The sequence below is a fragment of the Lentzea sokolovensis genome (assembly GCF_033949975.1).
Classification (GTDB): Bacteria; Actinomycetota; Actinomycetes; order Mycobacteriales; family Pseudonocardiaceae; genus Lentzea; species Lentzea sokolovensis.
Genome location: NZ_JAXAVU010000017.1, coordinates 1 through 24667, shown reverse-complemented (window position 1 = coordinate 24667; position 24667 = coordinate 1). Strand labels below are relative to the sequence as shown.

Annotated in this window: 28 protein-coding genes; 21 read left to right on the top strand and 7 right to left on the bottom strand. The window is 70.5% G+C overall.

Translation table 11 applies throughout. The features are described 5' to 3' along the window. Window positions 1-3: 3 nt before the first annotated feature. A complete protein-coding gene (locus SK854_RS43065; protein ID WP_319980949.1) occupies window positions 4-417 on the bottom strand; it encodes a ribonuclease domain-containing protein in 414 nt (137 codons plus the stop codon). Between the two features lie 223 nt (window positions 418-640). Between SK854_RS43065 and SK854_RS43060 the strand changes: the two genes are divergently transcribed. Then, entirely contained in the window at window positions 641-1459 is an 819-nt protein-coding gene (locus SK854_RS43060) for a cellulose binding domain-containing protein (protein ID WP_319980948.1), read from the top strand. 33 nt (window positions 1460-1492) lie between these two features. Here SK854_RS43060 and SK854_RS43055 read toward each other — a convergent pair whose 3' ends face one another. Further along, window positions 1493-2305 carry an alpha/beta fold hydrolase gene (locus tag SK854_RS43055; protein WP_319980947.1) on the bottom strand — a complete coding sequence of 271 codons (813 nt, stop codon included), beginning with the start codon at window positions 2303-2305 and terminating at the stop codon, window positions 1493-1495. A gap of 68 nt (window positions 2306-2373) precedes the next feature. Continuing rightward, window positions 2374-2946 carry a TetR/AcrR family transcriptional regulator gene (locus SK854_RS43050; RefSeq protein WP_319980946.1) on the bottom strand — a complete coding sequence of 191 codons (573 nt, stop codon included), beginning with the start codon at window positions 2944-2946 and terminating at the stop codon, window positions 2374-2376. Between the two features lie 108 nt (window positions 2947-3054). Between SK854_RS43050 and pcaH the strand changes: the two genes are divergently transcribed. Genes pcaH through SK854_RS43020 form a run of 6 tightly spaced genes read left to right on the top strand, consistent with a single transcriptional unit; the run spans window position 3055 to window position 8089 of the window. Continuing rightward, window positions 3055-3792 carry a protocatechuate 3,4-dioxygenase subunit beta gene (gene pcaH, locus SK854_RS43045; RefSeq protein WP_319980945.1) on the top strand — a complete coding sequence of 246 codons (738 nt, stop codon included), beginning with the start codon at window positions 3055-3057 and terminating at the stop codon, window positions 3790-3792. Continuing rightward, the gene (locus SK854_RS43040) at window positions 3785-4279 is read left to right on the top strand and encodes a dioxygenase family protein (protein WP_319980944.1); all 495 of its coding nucleotides are present in this window, start codon (window positions 3785-3787) and stop codon (window positions 4277-4279) included. The genes pcaH and SK854_RS43040 overlap by 8 nt, the downstream gene beginning before the upstream one ends. Further along, complete coding sequence (locus SK854_RS43035) at window positions 4276-5397, top strand: lyase family protein (RefSeq protein ID WP_319980943.1); 1122 nt, start codon at window positions 4276-4278, stop codon at window positions 5395-5397. Before SK854_RS43040 ends, SK854_RS43035 begins: the two co-directional genes overlap by 4 nt. Beyond that, window positions 5387-5782, top strand: a complete 396-nt coding sequence (gene pcaC / locus SK854_RS43030; RefSeq protein ID WP_406601897.1) for a 4-carboxymuconolactone decarboxylase — start codon at window positions 5387-5389, stop codon at window positions 5780-5782. The genes SK854_RS43035 and pcaC overlap by 11 nt, the downstream gene beginning before the upstream one ends. 14 nt (window positions 5783-5796) lie before the next feature. Then, a complete protein-coding gene (locus SK854_RS43025; RefSeq protein WP_319980941.1) occupies window positions 5797-6966 on the top strand; it encodes a 4-hydroxybenzoate 3-monooxygenase in 1170 nt (389 codons plus the stop codon). A 34-nt stretch (window positions 6967-7000) separates the two neighbouring features. Then, a complete protein-coding gene (locus tag SK854_RS43020) occupies window positions 7001-8089 on the top strand; it encodes a winged helix DNA-binding domain-containing protein (protein ID WP_319980940.1) in 1089 nt (362 codons plus the stop codon). Here the strand turns inward: SK854_RS43020 and SK854_RS43015 are convergent. Beyond that, window positions 8078-9451 carry a molybdopterin molybdotransferase MoeA gene (locus SK854_RS43015; RefSeq protein ID WP_319980939.1) on the bottom strand — a complete coding sequence of 458 codons (1374 nt, stop codon included), beginning with the start codon at window positions 9449-9451 and terminating at the stop codon, window positions 8078-8080. The genes SK854_RS43020 and SK854_RS43015 overlap by 12 nt on opposite strands. A gap of 62 nt (window positions 9452-9513) precedes the next feature. On the opposite strand from SK854_RS43015, the gene SK854_RS43010 reads away from it, so the two are divergent. Both SK854_RS43010 and fdhD read left to right on the top strand, forming a co-directional pair. Continuing rightward, window positions 9514-10755 carry an MFS transporter gene (locus SK854_RS43010; protein WP_319980938.1) on the top strand — a complete coding sequence of 414 codons (1242 nt, stop codon included), beginning with the start codon at window positions 9514-9516 and terminating at the stop codon, window positions 10753-10755. A gap of 390 nt (window positions 10756-11145) precedes the next feature. After that, window positions 11146-11985 carry a formate dehydrogenase accessory sulfurtransferase FdhD gene (gene fdhD, locus SK854_RS43005; protein WP_319980937.1) on the top strand — a complete coding sequence of 280 codons (840 nt, stop codon included), beginning with the start codon at window positions 11146-11148 and terminating at the stop codon, window positions 11983-11985. Here the strand turns inward: fdhD and SK854_RS43000 are convergent. Next, a complete protein-coding gene (locus SK854_RS43000) occupies window positions 11982-12455 on the bottom strand; it encodes an NUDIX hydrolase (protein WP_319980936.1) in 474 nt (157 codons plus the stop codon). The genes fdhD and SK854_RS43000 overlap by 4 nt on opposite strands. 90 nt (window positions 12456-12545) lie before the next feature. Between SK854_RS43000 and SK854_RS42995 the strand changes: the two genes are divergently transcribed. From SK854_RS42995 to SK854_RS42980, 4 genes are read left to right on the top strand one after another with little or no spacing between them, the layout of a single operon-like run. Beyond that, complete coding sequence (locus SK854_RS42995; RefSeq protein WP_319980935.1) at window positions 12546-13415, top strand: ABC transporter ATP-binding protein; 870 nt, start codon at window positions 12546-12548, stop codon at window positions 13413-13415. Between the two features lies 1 nt (window position 13416). Beyond that, window positions 13417-14484 carry an ABC transporter permease gene (locus SK854_RS42990; RefSeq protein ID WP_319980934.1) on the top strand — a complete coding sequence of 356 codons (1068 nt, stop codon included), beginning with the start codon at window positions 13417-13419 and terminating at the stop codon, window positions 14482-14484. A 4-nt stretch (window positions 14485-14488) separates the two neighbouring features. Then, on the top strand, window positions 14489-15400 hold the full coding sequence (locus SK854_RS42985) for a Gfo/Idh/MocA family protein (RefSeq protein ID WP_319980933.1): 912 nt from the start codon (window positions 14489-14491) through the stop codon (window positions 15398-15400). Between the two features lie 32 nt (window positions 15401-15432). Further along, on the top strand, window positions 15433-16536 hold the full coding sequence (locus SK854_RS42980) for a macrolide family glycosyltransferase (RefSeq protein WP_319980932.1): 1104 nt from the start codon (window positions 15433-15435) through the stop codon (window positions 16534-16536). Here SK854_RS42980 and SK854_RS42975 read toward each other — a convergent pair. Next, window positions 16511-17353, bottom strand: a complete 843-nt coding sequence (locus SK854_RS42975) for an alpha/beta hydrolase (RefSeq protein WP_319980931.1) — start codon at window positions 17351-17353, stop codon at window positions 16511-16513. The genes SK854_RS42980 and SK854_RS42975 overlap by 26 nt on opposite strands. A gap of 109 nt (window positions 17354-17462) precedes the next feature. Here SK854_RS42975 and SK854_RS42970 point away from each other — a divergent pair, with 109 nt between their 5' ends. Continuing rightward, a complete protein-coding gene (locus SK854_RS42970) occupies window positions 17463-18182 on the top strand; it encodes an SDR family NAD(P)-dependent oxidoreductase (RefSeq protein WP_319980930.1) in 720 nt (239 codons plus the stop codon). Here the strand turns inward: SK854_RS42970 and SK854_RS42965 are convergent. Continuing rightward, window positions 18145-18744 carry a DedA family protein gene (locus SK854_RS42965; protein WP_319980929.1) on the bottom strand — a complete coding sequence of 200 codons (600 nt, stop codon included), beginning with the start codon at window positions 18742-18744 and terminating at the stop codon, window positions 18145-18147. The genes SK854_RS42970 and SK854_RS42965 overlap by 38 nt on opposite strands. Window positions 18745-18832: 88 nt before the next feature. On the opposite strand from SK854_RS42965, the gene SK854_RS42960 reads away from it, so the two are divergent. From SK854_RS42960 to SK854_RS42930, 7 genes are all read left to right on the top strand, one after another. Then, window positions 18833-20944: an XRE family transcriptional regulator gene (locus tag SK854_RS42960; RefSeq protein ID WP_319980928.1), complete on the top strand. Its 2112-nt coding sequence runs from the start codon at window positions 18833-18835 to the stop codon at window positions 20942-20944. A gap of 93 nt (window positions 20945-21037) precedes the next feature. Then, entirely contained in the window at window positions 21038-22108 is a 1071-nt protein-coding gene (locus tag SK854_RS42955) for a hypothetical protein (RefSeq protein ID WP_319980927.1), read from the top strand. Beyond that, window positions 22105-22407 carry a hypothetical protein gene (locus tag SK854_RS42950; protein ID WP_319980926.1) on the top strand — a complete coding sequence of 101 codons (303 nt, stop codon included), beginning with the start codon at window positions 22105-22107 and terminating at the stop codon, window positions 22405-22407. The genes SK854_RS42955 and SK854_RS42950 overlap by 4 nt, the downstream gene beginning before the upstream one ends. Further along, window positions 22404-23021 (top strand): ESX secretion-associated protein EspG, encoded by a 618-nt coding sequence (locus SK854_RS42945; protein WP_319980925.1) that lies wholly within the window; start codon window positions 22404-22406, stop codon window positions 23019-23021. Before SK854_RS42950 ends, SK854_RS42945 begins: the two co-directional genes overlap by 4 nt. A gap of 13 nt (window positions 23022-23034) precedes the next feature. Further along, entirely contained in the window at window positions 23035-23379 is a 345-nt protein-coding gene (locus SK854_RS42940; protein WP_319980924.1) for a YbaB/EbfC family nucleoid-associated protein, read from the top strand. Beyond that, window positions 23376-23675 (top strand): type VII secretion target, encoded by a 300-nt coding sequence (locus SK854_RS42935; protein ID WP_319980923.1) that lies wholly within the window; start codon window positions 23376-23378, stop codon window positions 23673-23675. The genes SK854_RS42940 and SK854_RS42935 overlap by 4 nt, the downstream gene beginning before the upstream one ends. Further along, entirely contained in the window at window positions 23672-24571 is a 900-nt protein-coding gene (locus SK854_RS42930; RefSeq protein WP_319980922.1) for a hypothetical protein, read from the top strand. Before SK854_RS42935 ends, SK854_RS42930 begins: the two co-directional genes overlap by 4 nt. Window positions 24572-24667: the final 96 nt, after the last annotated feature.

Here is a 24667-nt window from a genome sequence, read left to right as displayed (position 1 = left end):
GATCTAGAGACGGTAGAAGTTCGCGTAGTGGTCCGGAGAGAAGTAGACCGTGTTGGCGGTGCGGTCGACGATGATCCGGTACGCGTCCCGGGACGCGCCGCAGGCACGCGGGTAGACGTCGAACTCCAGGTAGTAGTGGCCCGCGGGCAGCTGGCCCTCGCGGTTCTGGTGGACGCCACCGGCGTAGTTGCACTGGCTGCCCGACCAGTTGCTGACCCACCCGCGCGTGCTCGGGTAGCCCTTCTGCTGCCACGTCTTGTTGGCGGAGACGGCCGCGGAACAGCGCGACTGCGTGCAGGAGCTGTAGACGGTGGCGTCGGCGGCGGGTGCGACGGCCGTGGTCACACCGAGCACGGACGCGACGATCGCGAGAGCGGCGAACAGACGACGTGTCCGGTGCGGTTGCAGGGTTTGCACTTCAGACCTCCATCGGCAGGGAACGAGGGAACGTCCTGATCCTGGCTGTTGATCACCACGAGCCGATGAACGGCAGGGAACCATCCGCGCAACTGTGGCCTCTCCACGCTCGCACACCCGGCGTCGTCCCGCGAGGCTTGGACCGTCCACGACTCTGAACGCCGGAGTTGATCAACTCCGAACAGTGGATTGCGCACGCAGCCACCGGCGATAAGTTTGTCCAATGGCAGCACGGAAGCACTTGGTGGTGCTGTTGACCTTGCTCGTGGCCGGGTGCACGGCCTCGCAGGACGGCAGACCTTTCCCCGCACCACGCGTTTCTTCTTCCGCGGTGGAGAAAGAGCCGTCCACAAAGGTGCGTGCCGTTGTGGACGGCCGCACCGTCGAGTTGGCCGACGGCACGCGCGCTCGCATCGCGCGCCTGGCCGAACCGCCGGCCTGCGCCGCCGCGGTCGCCCTTGACTTCGCCACGAAGGCGTTGCTGGACAAGGAAGTCCGGGTGACGAGCATCACCCCCGGCGAGGTCTCGCTGGCGCTGCCCGACGGCACCGACTACGCGTTGCTGGCCGTGCAGTACGGCATCCTGCGCACCGCGGGTGTGGACGGCGGCCCGCTGGTCGAGGCGGAGACCAAGGCCTCTCAAGCGAAACTCGGTCTGTGGGCGCAGGACTGTCCCGCGTCGACCGTCCCGCCGCCTTCTTCGACCGCCGCCCCGCCCTCCGCTCCCTGCGTCGTGGTCTACCGGATCACCGGTCAGTGGCCCGGTGCGTTCCAGGGCGAGGTGACCATTCGCAACGTCAGCGGCGCGTTGGTCCAGGGCTGGACGGTGCGCTGGCGGTTCGCCGGCGGAGAGACCGTGACGCAGCTGTGGAACGGCACGGTCGCCCAGTCCGGCGCGGATGTGAGCGTGACCAACGCCGACTACAACGCGCTGATCGTCACGGACGGGTCGGTGTCGTTCGGATTCAACGGCTCCATCACCGGTCCCAGTTCGCCGCCGTCCTCGTTCAGCGTCAACGGCGCGGCCTGCACCACGGGTTAGTGGTGTGGCCCGGCGACATTCCGGGCCACATCACTAGTGCTGCTGCCACCAGTTCGTGACGATGCGGGCGTACTCGTCCGCGTTCTCCTCCCACACGAAGTGCGCGGCGTCCACGACGTCCAGCCTGCTGTTCGGCAACCGCTCGTGCAGGTACTCCGCGTTGGAGACCGGCACCACGGTGTCGTTCTTGCCGTTGATCAGCTGGACGGGCGTCGTGATGCCCGGCAGGAGCTTGCTCAGTTCCCGCAGCTCTGCCGGGTACGCGCGCACGTACGCCATCTGTTCGACGAACCGCTGGCCCTGGTACCCGGCGAGGTAGTCCTGCCGCACCACGTCCGGCAGTTCGTAGCCCTGGATGGCGTCCATGGCGACGTTCACGACGTCCTTGGGGCCGAGTGCCCGGTACGGCGAGAGGTCCTCGTCGTGCACCCACTCGTGCAGCGGGGTGCCCAGCTCCGTCGGTGACACCGCGCCGCCGCTGCCGATCACGATGCTGCGGAACCTCTCCGGCGCCTTCGCCGCGGCGAACAGTGCCGCGCTGGTGCCGATGTCGGGGCCGACGACGTGGGGCTGGTCGAGGTCGAACGCGTCGGCGATGCGCACGAGGAAGTCGCCCATGGCCTGGGGGGACAGCAGGTCCTCGCGCAGGTCGGAGTGGCCGAAGCCGGGCAGGTCGACCGCGATCAGGCTGGCGTGTTCGGCGAGTCTCGTCCAGGTCGGGTCGTAGGCGTAGAGGCTCTCGGGCCACGGGCTGAGCAGCAGCGCGGCCGGTTTGCTGTTGGCGCTCACGGCGTAGCGGATGGACAGGCCGTCGATGGTGCGGAACCTCGGGTGGATGTCGCTCATGAATCCAATATGACCGGTCGTCTTGAGTCCGTCAAGGGATAAGACGGTCGGTCATTTTGAGGTGGGTCTCAGTGCAGGACGACCTCGAAGGCGACCGTGAAGAACGCGGCGAACGCCGACCCGTCCTTGGCCGCCCGTTCGCCGACGATGGCGCCTTCCCAGGAGTTGAGCAGGAACCTCGCCAGGGTCTCGGGGCTCTGGGTGTTCGTCACGTCGCCGGCGTCCTGCGCCTCGCGGATCACGGCGGCGATCGCGTTGCCCCAGAGGTCGAAGGCGGTCCTGACCCCGTCGCGGATCGCGGGGATGTGGTCTGCCGCCTCGACGCTGAAGTTGCCGTAGACGCAGCCGCGTTCGTAGCCGAAGCCGACGATGTCCTGCGCCAGCGCGTCGAAGTGGTCGCGCAGCCGGGTGAGCGGTGCGGTCTTCGGGGTTTGGAGCTTGTCCAAGTGGCGTGTCTGGCCGTAGCGGTCCATCACGACGAGAGCGAGCGCTTCCTTGCTCTCGAAGTGGTTGTAGAACGAGCCCTTGGGCACGCCCGCGCTGTCGGTGATCAGCTTTACGCCGCACGCGTTGTAGCCGTGCCTGTGGAACTGTTCGAACGCGGCGTCGACGATCTGCTCTCGCACACTTGCCCTGGGCATGCCATCAATATGAGCGGTCGTCTCGGAGTCGTCAAGTTGGGGAGAGGCTTCCGTTCAGTGGAAAGCCGTGGTCGACTCCGGCGAGGTGCTTGCCTAGCGTTCGATGACGTGACGACCAGCCAGCACGAGATCAGCGACGAGATCGCGAAGATCCAGGCCGACTCACCTGGGGGTGCGCCGCTGCTGGACTTCGCGCCGTACCGCAGCACGACGTTGCGCCACCCCACCAAGGAACCGCTGCACGTCGACCCCGAGGGCGCCGAACTGCTCGCGCCCGTCTTCGGCCACTCGGACGTCGACGCCGTCGAAGCGGACCTGACCCTGCAGCGCGGCGGCGAGCCGATCGGCGAACGCATCCGGGTGCACGGCCGCGTGCTCGACGGCGACGGCCGTCCGGTGCGCCGGCAGCTCGTCGAGGTCTGGCAGGCCAACGCCGCCGGCCGCTACTCGCACCAGGGTGACCAGCACCCGGCGCCGCTGGACCCGAACTTCACCGGTGTCGGCCGTTGCCTGACCGACGACGACGGCTGGTACTCGTTCACGTCGATCAAGCCGGGCCCGTACCCGTGGCGCAACCACCACAACGCCTGGCGGCCCGCGCACATCCACTTCTCGTTGTTCGGCACGGACTTCACCCAGCGGCTGATCACGCAGATGTACTTCCCCGGCGACCAGCTGCTGGCGCTGGACCCGATCGCGCAGTCGATCACCGACCCGGCCGCCCTGGCCCGGCTCATCGCGTCGTACGACCACGCGCAGTCCGAACACGAGTGGTTGCTGAGCTATCGCTGGGACATCGTGCTGACCGGCAGCCACGCGACCTACCTGGAGCCGTCCGATGACTGACTCGACGCCCGGCCAGACCGTCGGCCCGTTCTTCCACCACGCGCTGGCGTTTCCCGGCGACTCCGAACTGGTGCCGTTCGGCTCGGCCGGATCCGTGGTGCTGCACGGCTACGTCCACGACGGCGCGGGCGATCCCGTGCCGGACGCGATGATCGAGATCCGCCAGTCCGACGCCGCCGGTGTCGTGCCGAGGATCGGCGGGTCGTTGCGGCGGCGCGGGGCCGGGTTCACGGGCTGGGGCCGGTCCTGCACCGACGGCGCCGGGCACTACTGGTTCAGCACCGTCGAGCCAGGGCTGCCGTTCTTCGCGGTGACGGTGTTCGCGCGCGGCCTGCTCGACCGGTTGTTCACGCGCATCTACCTGCCCGGAGCCGCCGACGCCGTGGAGGGACTGGTGGCGGAACGAGAGGAGGACGGCCGGTTGAGGTTCGACCTTCATCTGCAGGGGCCGTCCGAGACGGTGTTCTTCAAGTTCCCGCGGACGTGATCGTGCTGCCCGGTTCTCATCGCGCCGCCGGCCTCGTCGACGATGCCGCGCTGGTGCGCGCGATGCTGGAGGTCGAGGTCGCCTGGGCGCGCGTGCTCGGGACTTCGCTCTCGCTGGGCGACTGGGTTCCCGCGCTGGACCCGGTCGAGGTCGAGGCGGCGGGCAATCCGGTGCTGCCGCTGGTTTCTGCCTTGCGTGCGAAGGTTTCCTCGCCCGTCCACACCGGACTGACCAGTCAGGACGTGCTCGACTCCGCGCTGATGTTGCTGGCGCGCGGGGCTTTGGGGCAGGTGGCGGCGGATCTGGGACGGGTTGGCGTCGCGCTGGCCCGGCTGGCCGGTGAGCACCGGTCGAGCGTGATGGCCGGGCGGACGTTGACGCAGTACGCCGTGCCGATCACGTTCGGGCTCAAGGCCGCGCGTTGGCTGGTCGGGGTACTCGATGCGCTGGACGAGCTGGAGGTCGTGGCGCGGAACCTGCCGGTCCAGTGCGGGGGTGCGGCGGGGACGTTGTCGCGTGCAGCGGATCCGGTTGCTTCTGCGTCGGCTTTCGCTGATCACCTCGGGCTGGTGTGGCCGGGGATGCCCTGGCACACCTATCGCGCGCCGGTCACCCGGCTTGGTGACGCGGTGGTGCGGTGTTGTGACGCGCTCGGGGTGATGGCGGCGGACCTGCTGACGCTGGGGCGGCCGGAGATCGGCGAGGTCCGCGAGGGGTTCGTGCAGGGGCGGGGTGGGTCGTCGACCATGCCGCAGAAGCGGAACCCGGTGCTGTCGGTGCTGGTGAACAGCGCGGCGCTGCAGGCTCCCGGACTGGGGGCGCGGTTGCACCTGTGCGCGGCGCGGGCGGTGGACGAGCGGCCGGACGGCGCGTGGCACGCGGAGTGGCCGGCCTTGCGGGCGTTGCTGGAGCTGGTGGTGGTGGCGGCTTCGCAGGCCGCGGAGTTGGTGGAGGGGCTGGAGGTGCACGCCGACGTGATGGCGCGGCGGGCTCGCGAAGCGGCTCCGGAACTGCTGGCGGAGCGCGGCGGTGGTGATGATCCCGGCTCGTATCTCGGGGCGGCCGAGGTGTTCGTGGACGAGGCGCTGAAGCGGTGGGAGGGGCGCGATGTCCGTTGAGCGGGCGGCGACTGGAGGAGATGCGGTGTCCTACGACGACGGCATGAAGGTTCGGCGTGAGGTGCTCGGGGACGCGCACGTGGACCGGGCGGCGCCGGACGAGTTCACGCGCGACTTCCAGGAGTTCATCACCAAGTACGCGTGGGGCGAGGTGTGGACGCGGCCCGGACTCGACCGCCGGACGCGCAGTGCGATCACGCTCACCGCGTTGATCGCGCGCGGGCATTGGGACGAGTTGAAGCTGCACGTCGCGGCCGCGGTGCGCAACGGGTTGACCGAGGACGAGATCGGCGAGGTGATCCTGCAGAGCGCGATCTACTGCGGGGTTCCCGCGGCCAATCACGCGTTCTCGGTGGCGCGGTCGGTGCTGAAGGAGGACGTGTGAACGAAGGAGCCGTCATGACGCGCACCCAGGTCGGCATCGTCGGAGCGGGACCGGCCGGGCTGATGCTGTCGCATCTGTTGTCCCTCAACGGGATCGACAGCGTTGTTGTCGACAACAGAACGCGCGTGGAGATCGAGAACACGGTCCGCGCCGGCATCCTGGAGGCCGACAGCGCGCGGTTGCTGGCCGAGACCGGGGTGTCGGACCGGGTGCTGCGCGACGGGCATCCGCACGAGGGCATCGACCTGCGGTTCGGCGGCGAGAGTCACCGCGTCGACTTCCGCGCGCTGGTCGGCGAGTCGGTCTGGCTCTACCCGCAGACCGACGTGTTCGTGGACCTGGCGAACGCCCGCGAACGCGACGGCGGCGACGTGCGGTTCGGCGTCAGCGACACCTCGGTCGACATCACCGAGCCCGCGATCCGGTTCGTCGACAGCGACGGCGTGCGGCAGGAGGTGCGCTGCGACCTGCTCGTCGGCGCGGACGGCTCCCGTTCGATCTGCCGCGCCCAGGTGCCGGAAGCCCTGCGCACGCACAGCTTCCGCGAGTACCCGTTCGCCTGGTTCGGCATCATCACCGAGGCACCGCGCAGCGCCCCAGAGTTGATCTACGCGCACTCGCCGCGCGGGTTCGCGTTGATCAGCCAGCGCACCGAGACACACCAACGCATGTACTTCCAGTGCGACCCGGAGACCGATCCCGCGGCGTGGTCCGCCGATCAGATCTGGGAGGAACTGCAGGCACGGGTCGCCGGGCCCGACGGATTCACTCTCAAGGAAGGGCCGATCACCGAGAAGACCGTGCTGCGCTTCCGGTCGTTCGTCGCGGAACCCATGCGCCACGGCAAGTTGCTGCTCGCCGGCGACGCCGCCCACACCGTGCCGCCGACCGGCGCGAAAGGCTTGAACCTGGCGTTGCAGGACGTCCGGGTGCTCGCCGAGGTCATCGAACGCGCGTTGCTCAAGAACGACGACGACGCGCTGGACGAGTACGGGCCGCGTGCGCTGGACCGGGTGTGGAAGGCGCAGCACTTCTCGTACTGGATGACCACGATGCTGCACGCCCTGCCCGGCGCGACGGACTTCGACGTGCGCAGGCAACTCGGCGAACTGCGTTCGGTGGTCGGGTCGGAGGCGGGATCGAGGTTCCTGGCCGAGGGGTACACGGGCTGCTGGCCCGCTTGAGCGAGGCTGGAGCGCGGCCCGCCAGACTGTCCTGATGGACATCGCGGCGCTGCGCCTCGGCAACATCGGGCGGCTCCAGTCGGCGGAGGACGTCGTCCGCTCACTCGGAGCCGTGCAGGGCCAGGACTACGGCCAGTCGCTGTGGGCGATCGGCCTGCGCACGGCGGATGCCAGGATCACCGACGTCGAGGAAGCGTTGCAGACCGGACGTGTGGTCCGCACGTGGCTGATGCGCGGCACGATCCACTACGTCCTGGCCGAGGACGTCCGGTGGATGCTGGGCCTGTTCGGTGCCCGCGACCTCGCGAGGCTCACGCCCAAGGCCTGGCAGTACCACCACATGACGCCCGAGCTGATGTCGCTGGCGCGCAAGACGTTCGTGGAGGCGCTCACCGGCGGCGGTTGCCTCACCCGGCGCGAGATGATCGACCTGATGGCGGGCGTCGGCATCCCGGACGACCGGCAGCAGAGCTACTTCACGTTCATCCACCTCGCTCAGGAGGGCCTGGTGGTGCCGGGACCGCCGCGCGGCAAGGAACAGACCTTCGTGCTGCTGGACGAATGGGCGCCACGGCAGCGTTCCCTGGAGGGCGACGAGGCGATGGCCGTGCTGGCGTCGCGGTTCTTCGGCAGCCACGGCCCGGCGACGCTCGCGGACTTCGCGAACTGGTGCGGCATCGGCGTGCGCGAGGCCTCGCGCGGCCTGGAGGCGGTGAAGCACGAGCTGGTGTGCGAGACGTTCGATGGCAAGGAGTACTGGCTGCCACCGGACCTCACGCCGGGCTCCGGCGCGTTCGTGCTGCCCGCCTACGACGAGCTGGTGATCGGGTACAAGGACCGGAGCGCCTACTTCACCCGGTACGACGAGATCCCGATCTCCACGTACAACGGCATGTTCTACGCGACGATCATCGAGGACGGTCAGATCGCCGGGCTGTGGCGGCGGGTCATGAAGAAGACCTCGGTGGACGTGGAACTGCGGCCGCTGCCGGGCTTCGACGTCGACCGGCTCGCCGAGCACACCGCGCGGTTCGGCGACTTCCTCGGACTGCCGGTGCGGACCGTCGTGAAGGACGCCCCCGAGACCGGTTCGTCGAAGGTCAGCTGGCGTTCACGCAAGTAGCTCCACCTCGCCGCCCTGATGACCGGGCGGGACGACGGCGAGTGCGTCCGCCAGTGCCGCGCCCCAGAGCGATCCGGGCCGGTCGTGGCCGACGGGGACGGCCGTGTTGCCGGACCTGGTGACCGGGATCAGGCGGGTGTCGCGGGGGTGAGCGGGCACATCGCCCAGCCAGGCCGTGATCGGCGGACGAGTCGTGTGGCCGCCGAGGGTGTCGAGCAGCGGGTGGAGCAGGGTCAGTACCGCGGCCAGTGCGGCGAACGGGTTGCCGGGCAGGCCGACGACGCAGCGGCCGTCGGGGAGGACGGCGAGCAGCATCGGGTGGCCCGGTCGGCAGGCGACGCCGCTGACCAGGATCTCGGCGTCGAGGCCGGACAGCACTGTGCGCAGGTGGTCGGCCGGGCCCACCGAGGTGGCGCCGCAGGTGACGAGGACGTCGGCCTGGTCCGAGGTGAGGGCCTCTGCGAGGGCGGACGCGTCGTCGCGCAGGTGGGTGGTGCCGATCAGGTCCGCTCTGGTGAGCAGGCCGGGGAGCATCGGGCCGATGGCGTCGCGGACCCGGCCTGGCCTGGGTGGGCCGGTGTGGAGGAGTTCGTCGCCGGTGACGATCACGGCCACCCTCGGGCGGCGGTGGGCCAGGAGGGTGTCGTGGCCTGCCGCGGCGGCGAGGCCCACCACGGCGGGGGAGATGAGGGAACCGGCGGGGATCAGCTCGTCGCCCGCTGACCAGTCCTCGCCTCGGCGGCGGATGTGTCTGCCCAGGGGCGGGGGCTCGTGGTGGTCGTCGGGTGGGGAGGCCTCGTGGCTGCCGAGTGGAGTGCCGTCCCGTCGGGCGGCGCGGTTGCCGGACGGGTCGGCTTCCCATCTGAGGGTTCGGTCGCTGGGTGGCGAAGGCTCGGGCTGGTGAGAGCCGGTGGCCCGCGCGGGGTGGTCGTGTCGGTTGGCCGGGGCTGGGCCGTTGTGCCGGCGAGGTGTGGGGTCGTTCCGGCGGCCGCGCTCGTCAGGGGCGGTGTGGTCTTCCCTGAGCTGTGTGCCGTCGGTGGAGCAGCGCTCCACCGGGAGCACCGATTCGGAGCCGTCCGGGACCGGCGCGCCAGTCGCCACCCCGAACGCCTCCCCGGGCCTCAGCGCCAGAGCGGGCACCGGGTCTCCGGCGGCCACGCGCCCTACGACGGTCCACGGGCCGGGGCCCGCCACCGCGTAGCCGTCCATGGCCGAGGTGTCGCAGGTCGGCTGGCTGGTGAGGGCCCGCACGGCCGAGGCGAGTGCCAGGCCCAGGGCGTCGGGCAGGGCGAGTTCGGTCGCGTCCAGTGGCTTGGCGGCGTCGCGTGCCGTCTGGCGGGCGAGCGTCCAGGGCATGTTCATCAGGGCTCCCGTGGTATAGCCTACCGAATACTGTATGCAATCCTCGGGACGGGGTGAAGGGCATGTCGGTCGCGACTTACGTCCGTGATCACGTCGGCAGGCTCTACCGGGTGGGGGAGACCGACGTCGAGGCGTCGGGGCGCTCGCGCCGCACGGTGCTGTGGGCCGCTTGGGCGGCGATGCTCGCGGCCGGCATCGGGCAGTACGGGTTCGGGGCGCTGATCCCTCAGTTGCAGGACCGGTGGAGTGTGCCGGAGTTGTTCTGGGCACTGGCGTTGTGGACCGTCTGCCAGGCGGGCACGGCGTTTCCGGTGGCCTGGCTCAGAGAGCAGAAGAGGCTGACGTCCGCCGGCGCGATGTGGATCGGCGCGATCCTGTGCGGCGCCGGGCTTCTGACGCTCGGGCAGGGACAGTTGGTCGGATACGCCGTTCTTGGCGGCGTCGGCGCGGGGCTGGTGTACGCGACGTGCCTCGGCACGGTCGTCCGCTGGTATCCGGAGCGCGTGACCAGGAAGGTCGCGTTCGTCAGCGGCGCGTTCGCGTACGGGTCGGTGCCGTTCGTGCTGGCTGCCGGGATCTTCTTCGGCGGCGGCTTTCTCACGCAGGCCGGGATCGCGATCGCCGTCGTCGTGGCGGTGGCGGGCACGGTCATGAAGGATCCGCCCGAGCACTGGTGGCCGCCGCACATCCCGCCACGAGAGTGGGCGCTCGACCGCGCGCGAGTGCCGAACCGGTCTGCTCTCAAGGAGTTCCGGACCCACGAGGCAATGCGGTGCGGCACGTTCTGGTGGCTGTACGGCGGTGTGGCGTTCGCGGCGGCCGTGTCTCTTTACGACCTGGCGTATCTGCCGCTGTTCGTCGGCGACGAGGTGCTCGGGGCCGTCGCGCTGGCGACGCTGGCTGCGGCGACGGGCACCGGGCGTGTGCTGGTCGGGTGGATCTCCGACCGGGTCGGGCGGCGGAAGGCGCTGGTCTGGACGCTGGCGACGGGCGGACTGGCGCAGTTCGTGTTGCTGTACTCCCAGAACGTCACGGGGCTGCTCATCGGCGCCACGCTCGCGGGCCTCGGAACGGGGTGCTGTTACTCGTTGCTGGTCGGCCTCACCAGGGAGTACTTCGGCGAGACGAACGGCGCGCAGAACTTCGGCGTCCTCTACACCGCCAAAGCCGCCGGGGCGTTGATCGCCGCGATCGTCCTCGCGTCACAAGGACCTGCGTTCGCGTTCATCGCGGCGGGCGTGCTCGGGCTGGCGGGCGCGGTGCTCACCGGGCACCTGTCGCAACCGGGAAGGCCCCGCCTGTGAGCCGCCTGCCGCGGCTCTCGAAAGGCTGGCACGAGACGCCCGCGGACGGCTGCTGCCTGATGGAGCTGACTTCTGTGCTCGCGGGTGAGGTGTGGTCGGACCGGCCCGCCTGCGTGCACCCGGTGCTGGCGTGCGTGGCGCGGTGCGTCAACGATCAGTCCACAGAGGATGGTCGCAGGAAGCTCCTGCCGTTCGCCACCAGGGTGATCGGGACGCGGAGGGCGCCCGCTGAACGTCTGGTCGCGCACTGCACGCGCAGAGCCGGGATCGTCGCGCCGAAGTGGTGGCCGCGCAACTGGATCGTGGCCAGGGCCGTCAGGGCGCTGTCGGGGGACGAGGTGTTGCGGCGCCTGCTCGACGAGTGCGTCGCGATCTGCTGGGAGGCAAGGCATGGGACGAGTGACGAGCAGGCGGCGCGTGGTGCGGCTGGTGGACGACGCGGTCACCGTGCGGCCGGACACGCTGGCGGTCGAGGAACCCCTGGAGATCCGCGTGCGGGGCAAGTCCCTCGCCGTGACCATGCGCACGCCGGGTGACGACTTCGACCTCGCCGCGGGCTTCCTGGTCAGCGAGGGCGTGGTGCGCGCGCCGTCCGACATCGCGTCGATCCGCTACTGCGCGGGCGCCACGGCGGACGGGAGCAACACCTACAACGTCCTCGACGTCGGGCTCGCGGACGGCGTCGCGCCGCCGGACCCGTCGATCGAACGCAACTTCTACACCACCTCGTCGTGCGGCCTGTGCGGCAAGGCGAGCCTGGACGCCGTGCGCACCACCGCGTCCTGGCAGGTCGCGGCCGACCCGATCCGCCTCGACCCGAAGACGGTCACCGAGTTCCCGACGAAACTCCGTGCCGCGCAACGGGTCTTCGACCGCACCGGCGGCCTGCACGCGGCCGGGTTGTTCGACGCCCAGGGCAATCTCCTCTGCCTGCGCGAGGACGTCGGCCGGCACAACGCGGTCGACAAGGTCGTCGGCTGGGCCACGCGCGGCGGACGGCTGCCGCTGACCGGCACCGTGCTGATGGTGAGCGGCCGGGCGTCGTTCGAACTGGTGCAGAAGGCGGTCATGGCCGGGATTCCGGTGCTCACGGCGGTGTCCGCGCCGTCGTCGCTCGCCGCCGACCTGGCGGAGGAGATGGGCGTGACGCTGGTCGGGTTCCTGCGCGGAACGTCGATGAACGTCTATACCGGTGGGCACCGGCTGGGAGTCACCGCCGCGGCCCGCTAGTGCAGGACCAAGCCGCCGACCGGGACCGCGGCGACATGCCCGGTCGGCGGCATTTCCAGTGCGAGCGCGAGACCGACGTCGACCAGCGCCGCCCGGCGCAGACCCGCGACGTCGGCCAGCGGTGTCCACACCGGATCGACGGTCGCCCCGTTCGGCTCCGGCCGCGGCTCGCCGGTGATCCGGACGCGGTAGAAGACACCGATGTTCTGGTGCGGCCCCTTCTCCGGCATGTGCCGCTCGGCCGCGGGGATGAACCGGGAGTCCACGCCCAGCAGACGTTCGACCTCGCCGTCGCACCCGGTCTCCTCGGCGACCTCCCGGACCACGGCGTCGAACGGATCCTCGCCGTGCTCCACCGCGCCACCGGGCAGTGACCAATGGCCCTCGTCGAACGCTGATGTACAACGAACGAGCAGCACGCGGTCGTTCTCGATGCTCACGGCGTAGGCGGCCAGCCGGAAGGTCGTCATGCTGGGCACGTTAGCCCGTAAGGGGTCCTCCGCGAGGATGATGCCGCGCGGCGGACGCGATCTTGAACGCCACGACCTACCGTTCTCCCCATGTTGACTGTCAGGGGGATCAGCCGGAGCTTCGGCGATCACAAGGTGCTCGACGAGGTGAGCTTCGACGTCCGGCCCGGCCGGATGACGGGCTTCCTGGGCGCCAACGGGTCGGGCAAGACGACCACCATGCGGATCGTGCTGGGGGTGCTCGCCGCCCACGGGGGAGCGGTGAGCTGGCAGGGGGCCGAGGTCGGGCCGCAGAACCGGCCCGACTTCGGTTACATGCCGGAAGAGCGCGGGCTCTACCCGAAGATGAAGGTGCGCGACCAGATCACATGGCTGGCGCGGTTGCACGGCATGGACCGCGAGACCGCGCAGCGCAACACCGACGCGCTGCTGGCGGACCTGGAGCTGACCGACCGGGCCGGGGACCGGCTCGAGGAGCTGTCGCTCGGCAACCAGCAGCGCGTGCAGATCGCGGCGGCGCTGGTGCACGACCCGGCGGTGCTGATCCTCGACGAGCCGTTCTCCGGCCTCGACCCGATCGCCGTCGAGACCGTGCTGGACGTGCTGCGCAAGCGGGCTGCCAACGGGGTGCCGGTGCTGTTCTCCAGCCACCAGCTGGCGATCGTGGAACGGCTCTGCGACGACGTCGTGATCATCTCAAAGGGACGGATCGTGGCCAACGGGTCACGCGAGGAGTTGCGTGCCCGGCACGCGGGCGAGCGGCACGAGATCGTCGTGCAGGAGGACGCGGGCTGGGTGCGCGACGTGCCCGGCGTCCGGATCCTGGAACTCGACGGGCCGCGCGCGGTGTTCGAGGCGGAACCCCAGCAGGTGCTCAGGGCGGCTCTGGACCGCGGCGAGGTCCGCTCGTTCACGCCGGTCGTGCCCACGCTGGACGAGATCTTCAGGGAAGTGATCTGACATGGCTCGCGCCTCCTTCAGCCAGGCGACGTGGCTCGTCGCCGAACGTGAGATGAAGACCCTGGTCGGCACCAAGGGCTTCTGGATCGGCTTCCTCTTCACGGTCGTCGGGTTGTTCGCGCTCACGATCCTGCCCACCGTGTTCGGGGGCGACGATCCCAAGGTCGCCGTCGTCGGATCGGCCGTGCAAGCGGTGCAGGGCAAGGCACTCGACGTGCAAGAGGTAGGCAGCGTCCAGGAGGCCGCCGACCTGGTCAGGGCTGACGACGTCGACGCCGCGATCGTGCCGGACGGCGCCGGGATCAAGGTCCTCGCGCTCAACAGCCCGCCCAACAGCGTGATCCGCCAGCTCGTCGAGTCGCCCCCGGTGGAGTTGCTCGAGGCCTCGGCGGTGACGTCCGGCCAGCGATCCGTCACGGTGATCGTGTTCGGGCTGGTGTTCCTGATGTTCGGCATGGGCGGCGCGGCCATCGCGCAGAGCACCGTGACCGAGAAGCAGACGCGGATCGTGGAGATCCTCGTGTCGACCGTGCCGGTGCGGGCGCTGCTCGCCGGCAAGATCCTCGGGCACACGATCCTGACGCTCCTCCAGGTCGTCGTCCTGGCGCTCGCGGCACCGATCGCGTTGCGGGTCGCGGGACTCGGCGAACTGCTGGGGGTGGTGGCGCCCGCGCTCGGCTGGTTCATCCCGTTCCTGATGCTCGGGTTCGTGCTGATCTCGTCCATGTGGGCCGTGGCGGGCGCGCTCGTCAGCCGTCAGGAGGACCTCGGCTCGACGATGGGCCTGGTCATGATCGCGGTCATGGGACCGTACTTCGGCGTGCAGTTCTTCTACGAGAACCCCGTCGTGCTCAAGTGGATGTCGTTCGTGCCCTTCACGGCCGGCGTCGCGATGCCGGTGCGGTTGTTCTCCGAACAGGCCGCGGCGTGGGAGGCGATCCTGTCCCTCGGCATCCTCGCGGTGACCGTCGTGGTGATCCTGCTGGTCGCGTCACGGCTCTACACCGGCTCGTTGCTGCAGACCGGCGGCCGGGTGAAGCTGTCGAAGGCCTGGGCACCTGCAGAATAGGCGCATGATCGCTGATCCGATTCGCCTCGCCGTCGTCGGCCTGGGAGCCATGGGCACCCGGATGCTGACGGCGGCGCTGGCACATCCCGACTTCACCGTGGTCGCGGGCGTCGACGTCGCACCCCGCACGCTCGACGTCCCGGTCGTCACGAACCTGGACGACGTGCTGTCCGATGTGGACGCGGTGTACGTCTCGACGCCACCCGCGTCGCACGCCGAGCTGACGACCAAGGCGTTCCAGGCCGGCAAGGCGGTGTTCTGCGAGAAGCCCCTCGCCGTCGACCTCGCCGAGGCCCGCGCGATGGCCGAAGCCGCCCGAGGACGGCCGAACGCGGTGAACTTCGCGTTGTCCGACATGGTGGCGACGGTCGAGATCGAACGACGGCTGCCCGAACTGGGCACGCTGCGGGGCGTGGAGATCCGGCTGCAGTTCCCGCGCTGGCCCAGGGCGTTCCAGGCGGAGGCGACCTGGCTGTCGCGGTCGGAGCAGGGCGGGTTCGTCCGCGAGGTGTTGTCGCACTTCGTCTATCTGACGGACCGGATGCTCGGGCCGCTCACGGTCGAGTCGGTGTCGTCGGACTTCCCCGAGCCCGGTGCGGCCGAGGTGGCGGCACGCGGTGTGCTGCGGGGCAGCGGCGTGCCGGTGCACGTGTCGGCGTTCTCCGGACTGGCCGGGCCCGAGATCTACGAGTGGACCGCGTGGGGCACCGAACGGTCGCTGCGCCTCGACCAGTGGGCCCTGCTGTCCACTTCGGACGGTGGTGCGTGGGAACCCGTGCCGCTGGAGCAGACCGGGTCCGACTACTCGCGGCTCACGCTGTTCGCGCAGGCCGTGCGCGGCGAGCACCCGCGTGACCTGGCGGACTTCGCCAGCGGGCTGCGGGTGGCCGAGGTGATCGAGGCCTTCCTGCGATAAACCGCTTGACCCCGTTCGGCAGGATCAGGCCAATGGGGATCTTGTTCGTCACGCTCGCAGGCCATGGACACGTCACGCCGACCCTCGCGGTCGTCGAGGAGCTGACCAGACGCGGCGCCGAGGTCGGCTACGCGACCGGCGCCGAGCACGCCGAGGCGGTGATCGGAGCGGGCGCGCGGTGGGTGGAACTCCCCGCGCTGCCCGACTTCCGGCCCGTCACCGCCAACCCGATCGACGAGTGGTTTCCGCACTACTTCCGGGCGATGAGCGCGACCTACCCGGTCCTGCTCGACCACTGCCAGACGGCCGAACCCGATCTGATCTGCTACGACTCCACGAACTGGCCGGCAAGGCTGATCGCGCACGCACTCGGTGTACAGGCTGTGCGCACGGTGCCGCACACGGCATCCAACGCGCATTACAACCTCATGGACGCGAGCCTGGCGCGACATGTCGCCGACGACCTCGCGGAGTTCACCAGCCGGTACGACGTGGAACTCGACATCCCAAGCACGATCGAGGCACCCGAGGCGTGCAGCATCGTGTTCGTGCCGCGCGAGTTCCAGCCTCACGCGGAGACGTTCGACGAGTCGTTCCACTTCGTCGGCCCGGTGCTCGGCAGCCGGCTGGACGAGGAGTGGTCACCACGCCGTGACGACGTGCCGCTGCTGTTCGTCTCGCTCGGCTCGATCATGAGCGATGCCGGTTTCTACCGGGCCTGCGCCGAGCAGTTCGACGACGGCGCCTGGCAGGTCGCGATGACCGCCAAGGACGTGGAAGGCACGAACGACATCGACGTTCAGCCGTGGTTCCCGCAGCCCGCCGTGTTGAAGCACGCCAAGGCGTTCATCAGCCACGGCGGCATGAACTCCACGATGGAGGCGCTGCACCAGGGCGTGCCGCTGGTCGTCGTGCCGCAGACGCCGGAACAGGCCGCGAACGCCGACCGCGTGACCGAACTCGGCCTGGGCGAACGGGTCGACGACCACGCCGGCCTGCGGGCGGCCGTCGAACGGGTGGCGGCCAGCGGCACGATCCGGCGGAACCTCGACCGGATGCGTGCCGCCATCGCTCACGGCGGCGGCGCCGCGAAGGCCGCCGAGGTCATCCTCAGCCGAGCACCTCGCGCAGCTTGACGCCGAACTCCTCCGGCTTGCCCGCGTAACCGAACTCGCCGCCGATGAAACCGCCGTGGTGGCTGGGGAACACGGTGGCTTCCTGGCCGAGCAGGCGTGCCGTGTGGACGGCCGTGCGTCCGGTGAACGCGTCGCCCGTCTCCTCGCCCACGGCGATCACGATGCGAGTGGGCGCGGCGGCCAGCGCCTGCACGCGCGGGTAGTAGTCGGTGATGGCGAGCGAGGCGGTCCCGAGCAACGGGTCGTCGCGCTTGCCGTCGTCCTCGGCCGGCATCCCGAACTGCGCGGGATCCGGCAGCGGCAGCGCGAAGTACTCGTCGGTGTACTCACCCTGCCACGAGCTCATCTGGATGAACGCGGCCATGCCCGCGCCCCCGCCGCCGGCCTGGTACGCGTTCATGAACCCGTCACGGGCCTTGCGCGCGGCGGGTGCGTCGGGCAGCACGTCGATGATCGGCGGCTCGTGCGCGACGAGCGTGACGACGTCGTCCGGGTAGGCCGCCACCAGTTCCAGCGCCGTGACCGCGCCACCGCTGGACGCGAACAGGTCGACCGGACCGCCCACGGCCTCGATCACCGCGTGCACGTCCGCCGCCTGGGTTTCGGGTGTGTTGTCCGTGCGACCGTCCGAACGGGTGCTGCGGCCGAGCCCGCGCGGGTCGTAGGTGATCACCGTGCGGTCGGGGAACTGCTCGCGCAACGCCACGAAGCCGCTCGCGTCCATCGGCTGGCCGATCATCATCAACGGACGGCCGCCTTCGCCGCTCACGTCGTAGGTGATGGCCGCGCCGCCGGTTTCCAGAACATGGGTTTCCATCGAATTCTCCCCAGTGGAGTCGGGTCTGAGCAGCCTAGTCACAGACGTGAACCCCGATGGGCTAACAGGCCGATCGACCTGCATGTATTCCCCTGTTATCAAAGGTCGCATGACACGAACAGCAGTGGTGACCGGTGGCGGCACCGGCATCGGCAGGGCGGTGGCCGCCCGGCTCGCCGAGCAGGGCCTGGACGTGGTGATCACGGGCAGGCGCGAGGACGTGCTCAAGGCGACGGCGGGGGAGATCGGCGCACGGGCGGTCGTGTTCGACGCGGCGGACCCCGAGTCGGTCGAGGCCGCGTTGAACGACCTGCCGTCCTCAGTGGACGTCCTCGTGAACAACGCGGGCGGCAACATGACCCGCCGCCTGCCCGCGCCGCAGAACCTCACCGACGTGCGGAACCTGTGGCTCGCGAACTACGAGTCCAACGTGGTCAGCGCCGTCCTCGTGACGACCGCGCTGGAACCGCGCCTGGCCGACAACGCGCGGGTGGTGACGCTCGGCTCGATCGCGGGCAGGCGGGGTTCGGGTGCCTACGGCGCGGCGAAGTCCGCGGTGGAGGCGTGGACGGCGGACCTCGCGTTCGCGCTGGGGGCAAGGGGGATCACGGTCAACGTCGTGTCGCCGGGTGTCGTCGAGGACACCGAGTTCTTCGGCGGCACCCTCAGCGAGGAACGGCGCAAGAAGCTCGTGGGCAACCCGGCGAACGGCCGCGCGGGCACCCCGGCCGACGTGGCCGCCACGATCGCGTTCCTGACCTCACCGGAGGCGGGGCACGTCACCGCGCAGGTCATCGGGGTGAACGGCGGAGCCGGCCTCGGACGCTGAACCCGATGACCGCGAGCAGCACCACGACGAGCGCGATCCACGAGAACTCCGCGAGGTAGTGCTCGGCGGCTTCTCCCACGAAGTAGACAGCCGCTGTCGTGCCGCCGGCCCACGCGATGCCGCCAGCCGCGTTGGCCAGCAGGAACTTCCCGTAGTGCATGCCCATCGTGGCCGCGAGCGGACCGGACAGGATCCGCAGCAACGCCACGAACCGGCCGAAGAAGACCGCCCAGGCGCCGTAGCGCTCGAACAGCGCCTGGGCGCGGCCGACCTTGTCCGGACTGAAGTGGCCGGGGAACTTCTCACCCGCCCAGCCGAAGATCCGCTGCCCGTACCGCTTGCCCAGCGCGTACCCGATGCTGTCGCCGATGATCGCCCCGGCCGACGCCGCGATGCCGACCCACAGCGGCGAGATGCCGTCGTGGTGTGAGGCCATCAGCGCCGCCGCGACGAGCACGACCTCGCCCGGCAGCGGGATCCCCATGCTCTCGACACCGACCACCAGGCCTACGACGACGTAGACCAGCAGCGGTGGAACGGTGTGGAGCCACTCGGTCAGCACATCCGCGATCTTCCTCCAACCGGATGGGATCGGCCACGAGACACGACCGTCTCGGTACCCTGCTGATCATCAGGACGAGGGGGCGGTTGTGGCGAGCCAGTTCGGCTTACTGCTGCGTCAGTGGCGGCAGCGAGCGGGCTTGAGCCAGGAGGCGCTCGCTCAGCGCGCTGCCGTGGGCATTCGCACGGTACGTGGGCTGGAGACCGGCGAGCGGACCGATCCACGCATGGGCACCGTGCGCGCGTTGGCCGACGCATTGGAACTCACCGGCGCCGAACGCACGGAGCTGTTCTCCGCCGCCGGGCGCGACGAACCCGTGGCCGCCGTGGAGCCCGTGCGGTTCGATCCGCTGCACGAGGCCGTCGAGACGTTGAAGGTCGCGATCGAGGCGCGGTGGCGGCGCGAGGAGGAGCAACGGCAGATCCACGACCCGGTGCCGCTGCCGGTGCGGTGGGACGCGGCGCCCGCGCCGTTGATGGACAGCTGGCTCAACATCGGCGGCGAGGCCGCCCTCGCGGGACGGCTGGACCAGGTCGTCGAGGTGTATCGCGGGGTCGGGTCGCGGCGGCTGGTGGTGCTGGGCCGGGCCGGGTCCGGCAAGACGGTGCTGACGACGCGGTTCGTGCTGGACCTGCTCGGCGCGCGGAACCCGGCCGATCCGGTGCCGGTCATCTTCAGCCTCGGGGCGTGGCATCCCGAACGGGCCGGTCTGCGCGACTGGCTCGCCGACCAGCTCACGCGCGATCACCCGTTCCTCGCGGCTCCCGGCCCGAGCGGCGGGACGCTGGCGGCGGCGCTGGTCGACTCGCAACGGGTGCTGCCGGTCCTGGACGGCTTCGACGAGATCGCGACCGGACTGCATCGGCCCGCGCTCACGGCGTTGAACACCACCACTCTGCCGTTGCTGTTGACCAGCCGGGTGGACGAGTATCGCGACGCGGTCGAGGGCACGGACGTGCTGACGTCGGCCGCCGCGGTCGTGCTCGCCGACCTGACGTGCGACGACCTCGCCGACTACCTGCCGCGCACCACCCGCAAGACCGGGCCGGGCGGCAACGTATGGAAGCCCGTTCTCGACGAGGTGCGCAACGGCGGGCCGCTCGCCGAGGTGCTGACGACGCCGTTGATGGTGGCGCTCGCACGGCGGATCTACAGCGACACCCCTGACCACGATCCGGCCGCGTTGCTGGACCTGCACGAGCCCGACGAGATCGAGCGCCACCTGCTCAGCAGCTTCGTACCGGCTGTGTACGGGGTGCATGCAGATCGTGTGCAGCCTTGGCTCGGTCATCTCGCCGATCACCTGACCAGGCTCGGGACGCACGACGTGGCGTGGTGGCAGTTCGGCACGTCTTCGGTGGTGACCGGGCTGAGCGTCGGGCTCGCGGTCGGGGTGGCCGATCTGGGGCTGGAGACGATCCTGGTCGGCGGGCTGACCGCCAGGGGACTGCTGTTCGCGGTGATGATCGGGCTGGTCACAGGAGTGTTGTTCGGGGCGGCGCACCGGTACGTGGTGCGCAGGACGCCGCTCGAACCCGTGCGGACGAGGCTGCGGTTGCGTGGCAGGGCTGGGCGGCGGGTGTGGTCGCGGGCGCTGCTCGGGCTGGCGTTCGGCGGGGCGGTCGGTGCCGCCTACGGGCTGGTGCGCGCGATGGCGTTCTGGCTGGTCACGCCGGACGTTCCGTGGTCGCCAGGGGTGCTGGTGGACATCGGGGTGTTCGGCCTGGTGTTCGGGCTCGGCGCCGCGTTGGTGTTCGCCGTGGTCGCCGCGATGGAGGCGCCGCTGGACGTGCGGTCGGCGGGCAGTCCCGACGGGTTGCTGGAGGCGAACCGGCGCGCGGTGCTCGGACTCGTCGCGGCGATGGTGCCGGTGTTCGCGGTGTTCGTCGCGGGGGCCACCGGGATCGTCGCGAGCGGGCTGACGGCGTTGCGGTTCGAGGTGCTGTGGAGCCCGACGACGGCTCTGGCGCTCGGGCTCGTCGGCGGCGTCGGCGGCGGGCTGGCGTACGTGCTGAGCCTGACCGCGTGGGGGCAGTGGGTGGTGTTCGCGCGCGTCTGGTTGCCGTTGACCGGGAAGCTGCCGTGGGGGTTGCCGGCGTTCCTGGACGACGCCTATCGGCGTGGCGTGCTGCGGCGGGCTGGTGCGGTCTACCAGTTCCGGCACGCGCGCCTGCAGGAGCATTTCGCGCGTTTGCGCTGATCAGGTGGACCGGCCACAAGTGGCCGGTCGTCTGGCCTGTTCCCTCGTTTGGTCCCGGTGTGATCGTTTGCCGGGACGAAGGGGGAACCAGGGGTGTCAGGCATCAACTGGGAGGCGTACAGCCATGAAGAGTTGCACCGGATGCTGTGGCAGGACGCTGATGTCGCGGACGTGAGCACCGTCGCCGAGGAGTGGACGCGGCACCGCGCGGCGTTGGACGCGCACGCCGAGGTGCTCCGGGAGCAGCGGGCCGCGTTGGTCGACGGGTGGGCCGGGGCTGCCGCGGAGGAGGCCGCGGCTCGGCTGGGGGCGCTGGCCGAGCGGGTCGAGAAGATCAGCGAACTGGCGGTGGCCGGGCAGAAGGCCGCGCAGGACTCGGCCGACGCGCTGGCCGCGGCCCGTGCCGCGATGCCGCCGCCACCGGCTCCCGGGACGACGATGCCGGCGTTCGCGGGGCTGCCCAACGCGCCGGCGTCGTTCGCGCTGCCGAGTGCGCCTGCGCCGTTGGGGTTGCCGACGGCTCCCGCCCCGTTCGCGCTCCCGACGGCTCCCGCGCCGTTCTCACTGCCCAGCGCACCCGCGCCGATGGCCCTGCCGAGCGCTCCGACCATGCCCGCCGGAGCCACCTCGGGCTTCTACTTCTACTTCGGCGCCGCCTCTGCCGACCAGCAGAAGGCCCAGGCGATCCGGGCGATGCAGACCTACGAGTCCAGCCTCAACGGCAGCGGCCGCCTCATCGACGACGCCCGCGGCAACATCCCGCAGGCCGCTTCCACGCCCCGTGCGGCGGCCACGGCCCAGGTGAAGACGCCCAGTTCAGGTGGCGTGCCGTGGCAACGCCTCGTGGGCGGAGGCGGTGGCGGCGGCTCGGTGGCCACGACCCGTGGCCCGGTGATCGGCGCCGCCACCCCGGTCAGCCAGCAGCTCACTCCGGGCATGCGGGCGGGGGTGATGTTCGGCCAGCACGGCGGGATCGCCGCGACCGGAACGCTCACCGCCGACCCGAGAACGCCGGCCCAGAACAACGCGATGGGCGCGCCGCCGCCGGGAGGGGCTCGCAAGGACGAGGACGAACAGCACGAGAACCAGATGCCGACGCTCGACCACGACCTGTTCGCGGTGACCGAGCGCGTGTCTCCGGCGGTCATCGGGGAGGACCAGTGACCGGCTACGAGGTCTCGCCCGACCAGTTGCAGGACCGGGTGAAGACGCTGACGAGGCTGGCCGAGTTGACCGGCGACCTGGTGTCGACGGCGAGCAGGCTGGCGGAGCGGACGCCGTTGCTCGGCACCGCGCCGCCCGCCCAGGAGCTGTCGCGGCGGCTGAAGGACGCCGGGTCGGGGCTCGCGGGTGAGGTGAGCGCAGCTGAACGCGAGGTGCGCGAGTTCCGGCAGATGCTCGCGGAGATCAGGACCACCTACACCGAGACCGACGCCGACCAGGCGCGCAAGGCGGGGCGATGATCGCGTTCGATCTCGTGGAGATGGACCTGCTCGCCACGCACGCCGGGGTGCGCTGGCCGTTCCCGTTGCGGGTGCCGTCGTTCGGCAGGCTCGCGGACGAACGCGCGACGCTGCTCGCCGAGGCGGGCCACGGGTTGCAGGCACGCGGACTGGCGGCACCGCACGGCCCGACCGGCATGGCCGCCGCACTGGTGACCGCGCTGCACGAGCACACGGCGGTGGTCGACCTCGTCGTGCCGGGAACGGGTGCGGTCGCGATGGTCTACGGCGACGACGCGCTGGTGTGCACGCAGTCCGAAAGCACGGTCCGGGTCACGCACGTCGAGGCGGAGACGGTCGGCGACGAGCTGGTGGCGTTGATCCCGGAGTCGAGACCCGCGCAGCTCATGCCGATCACCCTGCCGCCCGGCGCCGGACTCGACCTGGAGGTCACCGGGCAGGGCCAGGCGGGCGTGATCAGGGGCGGGCAGCGGCAGGAAGTGTCCTGGTTGGACAGTGCGGGCGGACGGGTCAGGGTCGACGCGGGCGAGGACGGCTGGGTCAGCGTCAACCCGTTGCGGCATCACGACCTGGTCCGGCTGATCGGTGAGCTCGCCGCGGTCGCGCGAGCCTAGAAGAGGGGGAGAAGTGGATCCAGCACAGTGGCTGGCGGACTACCAGGAACGCCTGGAGCGCGTCGCCTACAGCGCACGGTCGGCGAGCGCGAGCCTGGCCGAGGTCGGCGCCAGGGCGACGTCGCCACGCGGTGAGGTGACCGTGACCGTGAACGCGGGCGGCGTGCTCGGTGACGTCATGCTGACGCCGGCGGCGCGCAAGCTCGACGTCGACACGCTCGCGATGCTGATCGTCAGCACCGCGCGGGAGGCGCAACGGCTGGCGAGCGCGCGGATGACCGAGGTGATGGCGGACTATCTCGGCGAGAGCGACGCATTGCACCAGATCACGAGGCATCTGCCGGAGGCCGTGCGATGAGTTTCACCGCCGACCACGAGCAGTTGCGCCGCCACGCCACGACGTTGACCGGGTACGCCGACCAGCTGTCCGAGACCGGAACCCGGCTGCCCGACCAGCTCGGCCAGTCCTCGCTCGGCTCGTTCGCGCAGTTCCTCACCGCCGGCCTGAGCGGCCCGATGGGGGAGACGATGGGCGCCTTCGCGCACGTCGCGTCCACAATGGACAAGGTCGGGGAGGGCATGCGGCGCACCGCCGAGAACTACCAGCGCACCGACGAACGCAACGCCGAGAGTATCACGGGGGCCGGCCGATGACCGCCACCGCGACGGACGCGGGCACGATCGCCGCGCTGCTGAACGAACTCCGCACCACCACGAACGCCATCGCGGGCGACGAGTGGCTGTCGTCCGACCTCGCCGCCACGCCCAAGGCCCAGATGAGCGAGCTGGGGTCGAACGGGAAACCGTTGCAGGCACTGGACAGCGCGGGCGTCGGCTTCCTCACGCCGATGATCTCGTTCCTGGAGGAGCCGCTGAACCAGTTGCGCGGCAACCCGGACGGCGTGCAACAGGGCGCGGGCGAGTTCCAGAACGCGAGCAAGTCCGCGACCACGCTGGCCGGCGAGTACGGCGCGAAGGCGGGCAGCGAGACCGACAGCTGGACCGGCGCCAGCGCGGCCGAGTACGCCAAGACCGGCAAGGAACTCGTCGACGGCGTGCTGTCCGTTGCCGAGACGGCGCTCACCAACGCCACCGCGCTGATCAAGGCGGGCGAGGTGGTCGCGCAGGTCGTCGCCGAGGTGACGCGACTGATCACCGAGGCGGTCGGCAAGATCGTGCCGATCATGACCCAGGCGATCGCCGCGGCGGCCGCGACGTTCGGGCAGAGCATCGCCGTGGCGATCCCGCAGTGCGTGCAGATCGCCGTGGAGTGCGGTGCCCAGATCGCGGCCAAGCTCGGTGAACTGCTGGCCAGCGGCGAGAACCTGATCAAGCTGGTCGAGGGCGCGCAGGCCGTGCTGAAGATCGTGAAGCAGGCGATGTCGGTGATCGGGGACAAGGCCGAGGGAGGGTCGGCCGAGCTGTCTGCAGCTTCGACCAGCACGGCCTCGAACAGCACGGCGTCGACCAGCGCCGCGCCGGGCCGTGCGGAACTGCCGACCGTCTCGACCCGCACGGAGGCGGACCGGGAAGAGCAGCCGGTCGGCTAGGGCGGCGGGCGTGACCGTCCCGGCCCGCATCGGGGTGGACCGGGACAGTCAAGCTGCCGCATCCACGGCCGTCTTGGCCCGTGCCCTGGTGGACCG